At 70.0% G+C, this 12,649-nt stretch carries 10 protein-coding genes; 1 reads left to right on the plus strand and 9 read right to left on the minus strand.

Annotated features, from left to right (window positions below):
• Window positions 1–22: 22 nt before the first annotated feature.
• The 9 genes from bcsA to HEP75_RS18020 form a co-directional block, all read right to left on the minus strand.
• Window positions 23–2,173, minus strand: coding sequence for a UDP-forming cellulose synthase catalytic subunit (gene bcsA / locus HEP75_RS17980; protein WP_185824421.1), 2,151 nt, complete (start codon window positions 2,171–2,173; stop codon window positions 23–25).
• 96 nt (window positions 2,174–2,269) lie between these two features.
• On the minus strand, window positions 2,270–2,692 hold the full coding sequence (locus HEP75_RS17985; protein WP_185824422.1) for a hypothetical protein: 423 nt from the start codon (window positions 2,690–2,692) through the stop codon (window positions 2,270–2,272).
• Between the two features lie 51 nt (window positions 2,693–2,743).
• Window positions 2,744–3,202 carry a cellulose biosynthesis protein BcsD gene (locus tag HEP75_RS17990; protein ID WP_185821017.1) on the minus strand — a complete coding sequence of 153 codons (459 nt, stop codon included), beginning with the start codon at window positions 3,200–3,202 and terminating at the stop codon, window positions 2,744–2,746.
• A gap of 218 nt (window positions 3,203–3,420) precedes the next feature.
• Window positions 3,421–4,602 carry a nicotinate phosphoribosyltransferase gene (pncB, locus tag HEP75_RS17995; RefSeq protein ID WP_185824423.1) on the minus strand — a complete coding sequence of 394 codons (1,182 nt, stop codon included), beginning with the start codon at window positions 4,600–4,602 and terminating at the stop codon, window positions 3,421–3,423.
• A 122-nt stretch (window positions 4,603–4,724) separates the two neighbouring features.
• Window positions 4,725–5,681, minus strand: coding sequence for a glycosidase-like protein (locus HEP75_RS18000; RefSeq protein ID WP_185826647.1), 957 nt, complete (start codon window positions 5,679–5,681; stop codon window positions 4,725–4,727).
• 14 nt (window positions 5,682–5,695) lie between these two features.
• Window positions 5,696–7,210 (minus strand): hypothetical protein, encoded by a 1,515-nt coding sequence (locus HEP75_RS18005; RefSeq protein WP_185813955.1) that lies wholly within the window; start codon window positions 7,208–7,210, stop codon window positions 5,696–5,698.
• Window positions 7,158–9,062: a glycosyltransferase family 2 protein gene (locus HEP75_RS18010; RefSeq protein ID WP_185826646.1), complete on the minus strand. Its 1,905-nt coding sequence runs from the start codon at window positions 9,060–9,062 to the stop codon at window positions 7,158–7,160. The genes HEP75_RS18005 and HEP75_RS18010 overlap by 53 nt, the downstream gene beginning before the upstream one ends.
• 35 nt (window positions 9,063–9,097) lie before the next feature.
• Window positions 9,098–10,066, minus strand: a complete 969-nt coding sequence (locus HEP75_RS18015; RefSeq protein WP_185821020.1) for a hypothetical protein — start codon at window positions 10,064–10,066, stop codon at window positions 9,098–9,100.
• 170 nt (window positions 10,067–10,236) lie between these two features.
• Window positions 10,237–11,082, minus strand: coding sequence for a glycosyltransferase family 2 protein (locus HEP75_RS18020; RefSeq protein ID WP_185824424.1), 846 nt, complete (start codon window positions 11,080–11,082; stop codon window positions 10,237–10,239).
• A 368-nt stretch (window positions 11,083–11,450) separates the two neighbouring features.
• Here HEP75_RS18020 and HEP75_RS18025 point away from each other — a divergent pair, with 368 nt between their 5' ends.
• Window positions 11,451–12,599, plus strand: coding sequence for a phosphotransferase (locus tag HEP75_RS18025; protein WP_185824425.1), 1,149 nt, complete (start codon window positions 11,451–11,453; stop codon window positions 12,597–12,599).
• Window positions 12,600–12,649 lie beyond the last annotated feature (50 nt).

The following is a 12,649-nucleotide window of genomic DNA, read 5'->3' on the forward strand; positions in this document are numbered from 1 at the left end:
AGGAAAGACGGGGGAATGCGGCTCACGGCGCGGATTCCTCGCCGGCCGGACGCGAACGGAAGCCGCCGCGCACGCTGTCGCCGACATGCTGGCCCAGGCGCTGGAAGCCGCGCATGCTCGCCGCGAACACCTGGCCCATCGATTTCCAGAAATTGTCGCGGTCGTGACGGCCCCACTGCGACACCCAGATGTCGGCGCGGGCGAAGGTGCAGGCGACCAGCCAGCGCTCCTGTTCGATCGACATGGCGCGGAACTGCACGCTGATGTGTCCGTCGCGGTCGTGGCGCACGATCGCCGGCAGGCGCCGTTCGACATTGCGGTGCGACAGGCCCACGTCGACCAGCGTATCCGGCTCCACCGGCGCCGTCTCGACCAGGTTCAGGGCCATGCCACCGGTGGAGAAGTTGACCGTGCGGCAGGCCAGTTCCTGGCCATCGGGCAGGTACAGCGTGGCCGGGATGTCCAGCGGCACGCGGTGCGAGCGGCGCACCTGGCGCATCTCGCTGGCGGTGGCGATGGTGGCGCCGAGCAGCAGCACGTTGTAGACGGTCCAGGCCAGGTTGAACCAGATCGTCTGCGCTTCGCCGGTGGCGTCGGTGTAGACCAGGCGCATCGCGCCGGCGGCCAGGCCGGCCAGGTTCAGCACCAGCAGGAACAGGTAGGGCTTGGCGATCTGCCGGTCGAAATAGCTGCGCGTGACCAGCCCGCCCTTGGGGGTGACGTTGAACTTGCCGAGCTTGGGATTGAACAGCGCCACCAGGGTCGGGCGCAGGATGTACCAGGCCAGCGTGGTCTCGTAGACCTCGTTCCACAGCAGATGGCGGAACTTGCCCTGGGTGCGCAGGTTGGTCAGGTTGGCCTGCATGATGTGCGGCAACGCGTAGGCCAGGATCATCAGCGCCGACGCGTGGATCACGTGCGCGCCGAAGAACAGGAAGGCCAGCGGCGCGGTCAGGTAGATGATGCGCGGCAGCCCGTAGAAGAAGTGCAGCATCGCGTTGGCGTAGCACAGCCGCTGCGACAGGCGCAGGCCCTTGCCGAGCAGCGGGTTGTCCAGCCGCGCGATCTGCGCCATGCCGCGCGCCCAGCGGATGCGCTGGGCGACGTGGCCGGACAGGCTCTCGGTAGCCAGGCCGGCGGCCTGCGGCACGGTGATGTAGGCGCTGCGGTAGCCGCGCCGATGCAGCTTCAGCGCGGTGTGCGCATCCTCGGTGACGGTTTCCACCGCCACCCCGCCGATTTCCTCCAGCGGCTTGCGCTTGATCACCGCGCACGAACCGCAGAAGAAGGTCGCGTCCCACTGGTCGTTGCCGTCCTGCAGCAGGCCGTAGAACAGCTCGCCCTCGTTGGGCACCTTGCCGTGGTTGCCGAGATTGCGCTCGAACGGATCGGCGGAGAAGAAGTAATGCGGCATCTGCACCACCGCCAGCATGCGGTCGCGCAGGAACCAGCCCATCGCCACCTGCAGGAACGAGCGGGTCGGGATGTGGTCGCAATCGAAGATCGCCACGTACTCGCCGCTGGACTTCTTCAACGCGGCGTTGATGTTGCCGGCCTTGGCGTGGAAGTTGTTGGTGCGGGTGACGTAGTGGATGCCGGCCTGCACGCAGAACTCGCGGAACTCCTCGCGGCGGCCGTCGTCGAGCAGATAGATGTTGAGCTTGTCCGCCGGCCAATCCATCACGCTGGCGGCCAGGATGGTGGAGCGCACCACCGACAGTGGCTCGTTGTAGGTGGGAATGAACAGGTCCACCGTCGGCCATTGGCTCTGGTCGGCGGGCAGCGGCACCGGACGCCGGTTGAGCGGCCACAGCACCTGGAAGTAGCCCAGCACCAGGATCGTGAAGGCGTACACCTCGGCCAGCAGCAGGCCCAGGCCCAGGCTCAGATCGACCACGCTGCTCACCCCCATGGTCTGGGTGATGCGCCACCAGATGTAGCGCGAGGACATCGCCAGCGACAGCGACATCATCACCAGCACGGCGAGCCGGCTGCCGCTGCGGCGCAACAGCATCGCCGCGGCGAACACCACCAGCGAGAACAGCATCTGCTGCGGCACGTCCATCGGAATGGCGACCACGAACACCAACAACAAGGCGCCCAGCGCCCACAGCGACCAGGTGGCCAGTGTGTGCATGGGTTGACCGGTACGCGATGCGGACGCAGCGCTCATCAGCGATTCCTAACGAAAAGGGGGCGAAGCCGGCGCGCGTTTTCCCCTCCGCGCGGCGACAGGACGACGATGCGCGGCGCAGCGGCCGCGCGCGGATCAGCGGTTCTGGAAACGCTTGAGCGGGCTATCGGGCGCCGCTGCGCGCGCGCTGTCGCTGTCGAGCAGGCGCTGGAACAACCGGGTCAGCGGCGTGGCCGTGCTGGCCGGCGCAGGCTCCGGCAGCGCGGGCTTGGCCAGCGGCGCGCGCGCCGGTTCGGCCGCGAGCGGCCGGACGGCAGGCGGCGCTGCCGCCAGCCTGGGCTCGGCCGGCGCACGCACCACCGACAGCGTCGGCGCCGGTGCAGCGGCAGGCGGCAACGCCGCGGCAGCCGGCGGTTCGGCGGCGGCAGGCTCCGGCGCGCTCAGCCGCGCCCCGGAAAAATCCTGGTACGCGCTGGCGCCCTGGCTGCCGAGCTTGGCGAACAGGCTGGAAATGTCGTCGGCCGCATCGGCGCCCGCATGGTCGGTTTTCTTGGACATCGATCACCCCCTAAGATGATTTTTTGTAGCCGGTGGAATCGGATGGCCCGCTCAGGCGACCCGGCACAGCACGAAACGGCGGACATCCTCTTCGACGGCCGGCACCGCGCGGATCCCCAGACCCGCCAACATGCCGGCCTGCTCGAACCAGGCGTGGTACACCCCTTCCAGGAATCCATCCGCTCCGGCCGTCTCCCCGGCCAGGGCGATCTGCAACGGCGAGCCGACGTGGGCCAGGTCGACCCGGTCGGCCTGCTCCTCGAAGCGCGCATATCCCCACTCCATGCGGTCCCAGACCCGGTTGACCCCGGCCTGCAGCTCGTCCAGCGTGGCGCAGGCCCCGATCGGATGCTCGCCGGCGAAGCGACGCCCGATCCGCGCCATCAGCAACCCCAGGTCCTCCGTCGACAGCTCCGCCGCGAACTCCTGGGCCAAGGCGCGCAGAAAGCCGCGCCACTGCCGCGAACAGGCCTGGGTGCGGAAATGCGTCTGCAGCTCGGGAGAGCTCATTCGGTGCTGCCTCTGATGGAAAAATGACGCGACGAGCGCCTGGCAAGGGTATCCAGCAAGCACGATGCCAAGATGGCAGCCGCTGCCACTAATGCGACACAGTTCTCACTTTCAGCGCCAATGGTAGCCCACTGCTGCGCCACAGCAAAGTCCCTACAACCGAATCCTCGCTGCCATTTTCGTCGCAACCGGCCGCAGCGAGGCAGGCACACGTCCCACTATGCGGGATCGGCGGCCACGTCAAAGACCTGGCGCAGATAGGCCAGGTACGCCGGGTCGTCGCACAGGTTCTTGCCTGGCGAGTCGCTGAGCTTGGCCACCGGCTGGCCGTTGCAGCGGACCATCTTGATCACGATCTGCAGCGGGGCCGGCCCCAGGTCGTTGGTGAGATTGGTGCCGACGCCGAAGGCGAGCATGCAGCGGCCCTGGAAATGCGCGTACAGCCGCATCACCTTGTCGATGTCCAGGCCGTCGCTGAACACCAGGACCTTGCCGCGCGGGTCCACCCGCTGCCGCTGCAGGTGCGCCAGCACGCGCTCGCCCCATTCGAACGGGTCGCCGGAATCGTGGCGCATGCCGTCGAACAGCTTGCAGAAGTAGGGATCGAAATCGCGCAGGAAGGCGTCCAGCCCGACCACGTCGGACAGGGCGATGCCGAGGTCGCCGCGGTATTCGCGCGCCCACGACTCCAGCGCCGCGGCCTGCGAATCGCGCAGCCGCGGACCCAGCGCCTGGAACGCCTGCAGGTATTCGTGAGCCATCGTGCCCAGCGGGGTCAGCCCGTAGCGATGCGCGAAATACACGTTGCTGGTGCCGACGAACTGCGCGCCCAGGGTCTGCTGCAGCACCGGCAACAGCTCGCCGTGCCAGGCCCGCGAATAGCGGCGGCGGGTGCCGTAGTCGGCGATCGCGCAGCCGCCGTAGCCGCTGCTGTCGCGCAACAGCGCGATCTTGGCCTGCAGCCGGCGCAGGCCCTCGGCATGATGGTCGCCGCCGCTGTTGCGGAACCAGACCTCGTTGACGATCGCCAGCAGCGGCACCTCGAACAGGATGGTGTGCAGCCACGGCCCGCGGATGCGCAGTTCGATCTCGCCCGGCACCGTGGCCGAGGCCTGCAGCTGCAGGTACTTGCGGTCCAGATGGAACAGCCCGAGGAAATCGGCGAAGTCCGGCTTGATGAAGCGCAGGCCGCGCAGGTAGTCCAGCTCCTCGGCGCGAAAGCGCAGCGTGCACAGCGCGTCGATCTCGTCGGAGATCTGCCCCAGGAACTGCGCCAGATCGATGCCCGGCGTGCGGCACTTGAAGCGGTATTCCACCTGCGCGCCGGGATGCTGATGCAGCACCGCCTGCATCATCGTGAACTTGTAGAGGTCGGTGTCGAGCAGCGAATCGATGATCATCGCGCGATTATGCGCCCAGCGTGTCGCCGGCTCCCGCCTCCACCCCTGTAGGAGCGGCTTCAGCCGCGACCGGGTCTTACCGGATGATGTCTGTCGCGGCTGAAGCCGCTCCTACAGAAGCGTCAGTGCGCGGCGCTGCGCGCCAGCACCGCCTGCGCCGGCTTGTGCTGCACGGTGAAATCGCTGTCGTGCGCGCCGCCGGCATCCGGATCGGTGTACCAGCACCACAGCGCGATGCCGGCGATGCGCTGCTCGCCCAGTACGCGGCGCCAGTCCTGCAGCACCTGCGCCTGCAGCGCGGTATCCACCGCGGCGCGGCGTTGCTCGGGACTCTCCCAGGGCGCGGCCAGGCTGCCGCGCGCCGAGCGCAGGCCCAGTTCCGCCACCCACACCGGGCGTCCGCTGCGCGTACCCAAGGCCTGCACCCGCGCCGCCGCGGCGCGCATCTGCGTCAAGCGCTGCGCCGGCACCGCCGACAGCGCCGGATACAGGCTGGTGCCGACGAAATCGAAGCGTTCCCAGTAGCCGAACCGCTCGGCCTGCTCCAGGCCGTCGGCCACATAGCCGAGCGGACCGCGATAGACCTGGCGCACTGCCGCCACCAGCGCCGGCCACTGCGGCGCGTCCTGCAGGCCGCGCAATTCGGTGCCGACGATCAAGGCCTCCGCCCGCTCGTCGGTGGCGACCTGCGCCAGTTGCAGCAGCGCGCGCTGGTAGGCGCCGAACCAGGCCGCGCGATCCGCCGGCGCGGCGTCGCCGGCCCAATGGCCGGGGATCCACAAATGCACCTTCAGCACCGGCTGCAGGCCGGCCGCGCGCATCTGCCGCAGCCCGGCGCGCACCTGTTCCACGCTGCTGTCGCTGCCCAGCACCGGATCGTCGGACTGCGGCGTGGCCTGCCAGACGAAGGCGACCAGCAGCGCGCGCTGCGCGCCGGCATCGGCCAACTGCTGCAGCGAGCGCTGCGCCGCGTCGCTGCCCCACGGCGCCTGCGCCGACACCTTGACGTTGGCGCCCATCCACGGCGCGGCCGCGGGCGTGGCCGCGCCGCAGCCGCATACGCTCATCGCGAACAACATGCCCAGCAGCCACCTCAAGGCGATCGACGCCATACCCGGTAGGACCCTTGTCGGTAGACCAGACTGTAGCCCGGCAGGCCCTGTCGCCACAGCTGCGGCAGGCGCCGGTTGACGCTGTCCAGGACCCCGGCCTGGCTCGCCGGGTCGGCCACCACCACCTGCGCCGGCATCTGCCGCGGGTCGTCCAGCGCGCGCTTGAAGCGCGGGTCGAACGGCAGGATCAGGCCCTGCGCATCGCCGCGCGCCACGATCACCGCGTAGCCGGCGCGATCGTCGAGCAGGGTCGGCAGCCGCGCCTCGGCCAGCCAGGCGCCCAGCCGCGCTTCGTCCGGATGCCGCGGCGCCACCGGCGCGCGCAAGGCCGTCGCCCAGTCGCGGGTGGTCGAGGCGGCGGTCTGCGCGATGACCCAGCCGCTGGCGACGCCACCCAACAGCAGCAGCGCCAACGCCGGCCAGCGCAGGTCGCGGCGCAGGTCGCCCAGCAGCAGCGCCGCCGGTACCACCATCAGCGCCAGGAAATCCAGCGGCTGCGCGCTGAAGCGCGCCCATGCCGCCAGCGTGCCGGCGCCGATCACGGTGACCGTCGCCACCAGCACCCAGCGCCAGGTGTTGCTCAGGCGCGTGCGCCGCACCAGCAACAGCAGCGGCGTGGTGACCAGCCCGGCCAGCGCCAGGTACAGCGGCGGCCACCACGGCCGCGCCATGGCCTGCTGCAGCCACGGCTGCAGCGCGGCCTGCGCGTAGCTGCCGCGGAACGCCGAATGCTGGTCGCGCACGAACAGCAAGGCATCGCCGAAGAACAGATAGTTCAGATACATCCAGGTCGCGACCGCGAACAGGAACGGCAGATAGCACACCAGGTAGAACGACAGCGGCGCACGCCGCAGCATGCCCTGCGGCGCGATCAGGCCCAGCCACGGCGCCATCGCCACGGCCAAGAAGCAGGCGCGCTCGTCGACGAAGAACAGCAGGCACAGGCCCAGCGCCAGGCGCAGGTAGGCGAAGGCTTCCGGATCGTCGCGGAAATGGCGCAGCGCGCGGCAGGTCAGGTAGAACACCAGCAGGCCCAGGCCCTGGTTGTTGCCCGACAGCGTCGGCCACAGGAAGAACGGCTGCAGCACCAGCGCCGCGCACAGGCCCCAGGCCCAGGCGCGGCCCAGGCCCGCGGCGAGGTCGCGCCACAGCAGGGTCACCATCGCCGCGCCGGCCAGCACGTCCACCAGGTACGGCAGCAACGGCGTGGACAGCCCCGGCACGCCGCCGATCAGCAGGCCCAGGTACAGCGAGGCCTGCGCGTACAGGAAGCCCAGGTATTCGGTGCGGAAACCGGCCGCGTCGCGCAACAGCAGCAGCTTGGCGTACTGCGCCATCGCGTCGTCGCTCATGTAGCCGTGCGCGAGCAAGCGCTGGCACAGCAGCGCCAGCAGCGCGGCGGTGACCACGAACACCGCGACGCCGCGCGGGCGCCGCGGCGTGTCAGTCGTCGAGTGCGGCGCGGCGCTCTTCGGCCATGTGCTTGCTGATGCCATGGGTGGTCTTTTCCCAGTAGAACGGATTGTGGATGAGCTGCCACAGGCCCTTGTAGGCGGCGACCGACTGCAGCAGCCAGTACAGCGGCACGGTCAGCGCATACGGCGCCAGCCGGAAGTAGTCGCGCTTGAACGCCGCCAGCAAGGTCATGTAGATCAGGAAGCCGTTGCCCAGCAGCAGGTTGAGCAGGCTCAGGTACAGCAGCGCGGGCGGGAAGAACGGATTGAACGCATGCGTGTCGGTCAGCGCCCAGATGCCGTAGATCAGCCACATCGGCGGGGCGATCAGCGCGGTGAAGAAGGTGCCGCCGACGAAGAACTGGAAGCCCCAGAAGCCGCGGAAACCGACCGAGCGGTACAGCTGCACCGGATCGCGCATGTGCACCAGCCAGGTCTGCATGTAGCCCTTGAGCCAGCGCGAGCGCTGCCGGATCCAGTTGGGAATGCTGACGTTGGCTTCCTCGAACGTGGTCGAGTTGACCACGCTGACCCGGTAGCCCTGCTGGGTCAGGCGCACGCCCAGGTCCGCGTCCTCGGTGACGTTGTACGGGTCCCAGGCGCGTACCTTGCGCAGGATGTCCAGGCGGAAATGGTTGGAGGTGCCGCCCAGCGGGATCGGGATGCGCAGGGTTTCCAGCGCCGGCAGGTAGAAATCGAACCACAGCGTGTATTCCAGCGTGAACATGCGCGTGAGCCAGTTCTCGTCGGCGTTGTAGTAGTTCAGCCGCGCCTGGATGCAGGCCACGTCGGCCGGCGACTTGCGGAACGCGGCGACCGCGCGCTTGAGCTGATCCGGCTCCGGCTTGTCCTCGGCGTCGTAGATGGTAAGCATCTGCCCGCGCGCGAACTGCAGCGCGTAGTTGCACGCCTTCGGCTTGGTCTTGGGCTGCGACGGCGGCACCCGGATGATCTCGAAGAACGCCTCCAGGCCCAGCGCCTTGGCCGCCTCGATGGTCTCGGTGTCGTCGGCCTCCAGCACCAGCTTCACGTCCAGCTTGGAGGTCGGGTAGTCGAGCCGGCGCAGCGCGTTGGCCAGGATCGGCAACACGTCCGGCTCCTTGTACATCGGCACCAGCACCGTATACACCGGCAGATCCTCGTCGCTGAGCGCGGCCACTTCCGCGTCGGTGACCTTGATCTCGATGCGGCGCCGCGCGCCCAGCCAGGCCAGCGCGAACTTCAGCGCGAACGTGGCCACGAAGGCGATGCCGACCACGCTGTTGAGCGCGATCAGGCTCGGCACCGGCCAGATCGCCAGCGCCAGCAGCGACAGCACCGCCACCGTGCACAGCGACACCACCTGCTTGCGGGTGACCACCTGCTTGGCCGAATGCTCCGGCGCGTGTTCGGCGAGCAGGTTCAGCGCGTCGTGGGTGAGCTGCGCATCGGCCTGCTGCTGCAGGCCCCAGACGACATCGAACTTGGAAGTGCCGACGAAGCGCACGTCCGCGCCGTACTGGTTGCGCGCCCAGGCGAAGGTCTCCGGGCCGGGATCGGCCACCGCCAGCACCAGCCGGCCCTCTTCCATCCGCCACGGCAGCACCAGGCGCTGCGCGTAGTCGGCCAGACGCGCCGGCTCGAACAGCGCCGGGTCGATCGGCTGCTGCAGCAGGTTGACGAAGTTCAGCCCGAAATGCGCCGACAGCACCGTGTAGAAGCGCAGCGCGGTGACCCCGCGCTGGGCCAGCACCACGTCGCCCAGGCGCGAACGCCAGCGCGCCTGCAGCGCCAGCGCCTCCTGCAACTGCGCCGCGTCGATGACCCCGGCTTCGACCAGCGCAGTGCCGATCGGACTCTGCCAACCGCGCGGCTCGGGCACGCTGCCGAGCGGACCGATCGCGTCGGCGGCCATGCCGGTCGGCGCCGGAGGATTCACCGCCGCCACCGTCAGAACCGCCACCAGGCGGCGACGAACGGGCCGCCGGCGCCGCCGGTGTTGCGTCCGGCCACCGGCTGCTGGTAGCCGAGCTGCAACTGGGTGCCGCCGGGCAGCGTGTGCAGCAGCGAGGCCTGCAGCTTGGTCAGGTCGTAGTTGTTGCCGCGGATCGGAGTGCCGGGCGCGTACACCGGGTTGGGACCATTGCCGTTGCCCAGGCCCTGGATCACGTTGAGTTCGCCGATCAGCATCCAGCGCGGCGCCAGCGCCAGGCCGCTGCTGATGTCCACCCGCGCCTCGTCGGCCGAGTCGCCGCCGCGCAGGCGTACCGCCGCGCCGAGGTCCACGTAGCCGTCGAGGTTGCCGGCCCGATAGCCGCGGCCGACGCTGTAGCGCAGTTCGGCGCCGTAGTCGCCCTGCCCCAGCGCCGGATGGTCGCGGTCGTCGGCGCCCTGGCGGCTGTAGCCGGGGATCAGCGCCAGCACCTGCAGCGCGCCCTGCCAGGGGCCGTCGCGGCCGTCCGGGTCAAGGCGGTAGCGTAGGCCGACTTCCTGGTCGGCCCAGCCGGTGGTGTGCTGGTTGCCGTAGCCGCTGTCGTTGCGATAGCCGACCTTGTCGAAATAGAAGTTGCCGACCAGGGTCAGGTCCGCGCTCAGGCCGTACTCGGCGTAGAGATTCAGTTGGTCCTGGCGGCTGCGTCCGGCATCGGGGAAGTTCTGGTCCTGGCCGTGGCTGTTGTAGACCGCGCCGCCGTCGCTATGGCTGGCCTTGAGGATCGCCAGCGCGGCGCCGTCGTCCTGCACCCAGGCACCGGCGAAACACGGACCGGCCGCCAATGCGGCCAGGCCCAGCGCCAGCGTCGACAGCCTGCGTGCGCGCCGGGCAGGTCGGTGCCGGGCGCGGCCAGCGCCGGCCACGGAAGAGGGAGCCGCGCATAGGCGCGACCACGAGCGCAGACGCTCGCCGTACGACTGGTTCATCGCAATTGTTTCCTGGAGGGGGCCCCTGGAACAGGGAGCAGGAAACGATTCCGTAGCGGAATCGCGACAGGAACGTAGCACCTTTCCTATGTGATTCAAATCACGCGATAAATGAACTGCTCATCACGCATACAGCCTGCGACAGCGCACGCACCAGCCTGGTGCTGCGTTCAGCCAGGACGGCGCCAGCACAGCCTGGCGAAGGTCACCCAGGCGTGCAGCCAGATCACCGCCCACACCGCCGCACGCACCGGCGCGGTGCGCGCCGGCGCCTCGAACTTGCGGAAATAGCGCCACAGCCCACGGTGTTTGTGCCATTCCACGAACCAGGGCCGCTTGCGGCTGGAAACGCCGCGCACGTGCAGCACGCGCAGGCGGTTGAACACCGCCACGGTGGCCCCGGCCTGGCGCGCGCGGCGGCACAGGTCCAGGTCCTCGGCATGCAGGCGGTAGCCGGCGTCCCAGCCGCCGATGCGGTCGAACAGCGCCCGCGGCAGCAGCATCAGCGCGCCGGAGATCGCGTCCACGCGCTGCAGCGGCTGCGCCGGATCCACCGTCACCGCCAGCCGCGAACCGGCCAGCGGATGCCGCAGCATCGCCGCGAAGTCCGGATCGCGGCGGCGCACCGCGGCGTCGGCGCGGCCATGCTCGTCGACTTGCTCCACCCCGAGCAGCGCGTCGCCGAGCGCGGCGACCTGCGCGCGCAGCAGCGCCAGCGTGTCGGCCTCCACCATCAGGTCCGGATTGACGAACGCCAGCCACGGCGCATCGCTGGCCGCCGCGCCCTGGTTGCAGGCGCTGGCGAAACCGGGATTGTCGGGGTTGGCGACGAAGCGCACACGCCGATCCTCCAGCGCGTGGCGCTGCACGATCGCCAGGGTGTCGTCGCGCGAGGCGTTGTCGACCACGCGGATCTGGGCGACGTCCGTCGCCGCGCGCAGCCGCTGCAGGCAGGCGTCGATGGTGCTGCCGCTCTCGTAGGTCACCACCACCACGGCCATCTGCTGTTCGCTCATGCACCGATTATCCGGGCAAAGCCGCGCGCGCAGAAGGCATCGCAGCTGGCCGGCGTTCGCGCGCGGCGATTCTGCGGCGTGGCGCCGCGCCGACGCGGTAGAATCTCCGGTTCCATGCCTTGCGCGGTGTAGATGACGGCTAGCGCCCACTACCGCGCGCTGCCGCCAGGATCGATACGCATCGGTCGCCCAGTTCGCTGGCGGCCGTGCATGCCGATGGCCCGGCAGCGTCGCCGCTTTTCGACCGATGTCGCCGTCGGCCGCCGCCGCAAACCCCAGCATCCCTGGTCTAGACCAACTTCCAAAAGACGCGAAGCATCGCGCCATTGCGACGCCATGGGTGCGTCCACGCCGCCGGGACAGGCCCGATGAGCGCGCACCAGATGCACGGCATGAGCCTGGCCCCGGCCGCGGCGGACTGGCCGCCGCTGCGCAACGACGAGGTGGACGCGCTGTTGCGGCACATGGGCCTGCCCGACACGGTCCGCGCCTTGCGCTGGCACAGCCCGCGCCCATTCTCCGCCGCGGCCGAGGTCGACAGCGCCGTGGGCACGCTGTTCGTCAAGCGCCATCACCGCAGCCTGCGCGATGCACGCACGCTGGGCGAGGAGCACCGCTTCATCGAGCACCTGCGCGCGCGCGGCATGCCGGTGCCGGTGCTGCTGCGCGCGCCCGATGGCGCCAGCGCGATCGCGCTCGGCGACTGGACCTACGAAGTGCAGCGCGCCGCCACGGGCGAGGACCTGTACCGCGACACGGCCTCGTGGCTGCCCTTCGCCGACACCGCCCATGCGCAGGCCGCCGGGCGCGCACTCGCCCTGCTGCACCGGGCCGCGGCCGGCTACACGGCGGCGCCGCGCAGCACCACCCAGTTGGTCGCCAACCTGCGCCTGTTCGGCAGCGCCGATCCGCTGCAGGCGCTGCAGCAGGACCTGTGCGAGCGGCCGGCACTGGCCGCCTGGCTGCAGCGGCGCGACTGGCGCGGCGACCTGCGCCGGCATCTGCTGCCGTGGCACGCGCGCGCCTGGCCGCTACTGCAAACACCGGCGCCGCCGCTGTGGACGCATGGCGACTGGCACGCCTCCAACCTGCTGTGGCAAGGCCACGGCGCGACCAGCGCGGTCAGCGCGGTGTTCGATTTCGGCCTGGCCGACCGTACTTTCGCGCTGTTCGATCTGGCCACCGCGATCGAGCGCAACCTGGTGCCGTGGCTGGAGCTGGACGCCGGCGGCCGCGCGCCCGCCGACCTCGATCAACTCGACGCGTTGCTGCACGGCTACGCGCAGCTGCTGCCGCTGGACGCGGCGCAGCTGCGCCTGCTGGCTGCGCTGTTGCCGATCGTGCATGCCGACTTCGCGCTGGCCGAGATCGACTATTTCGCCGGCATCACCGGCTCCGACGCGAATGCCGAGATCGCCTATCGTCGCTACCTGCTCGGCCATGCCGACTGGTTCGGCGGCGAGGAAGGCCAGCGCCTGCTGCGGCGGTTGCAGTGGCACGCGGACGCGGCGCGATGAGCGTCTTGCGTTCGCTGCCGCGCGCGCCGGCGCGCCCATTGCGCGCGCAT

This window comes from Xanthomonas sp. SI, assembly GCF_014236855.1.
GTDB lineage: Bacteria > Pseudomonadota > Gammaproteobacteria > Xanthomonadales > Xanthomonadaceae > Xanthomonas_A.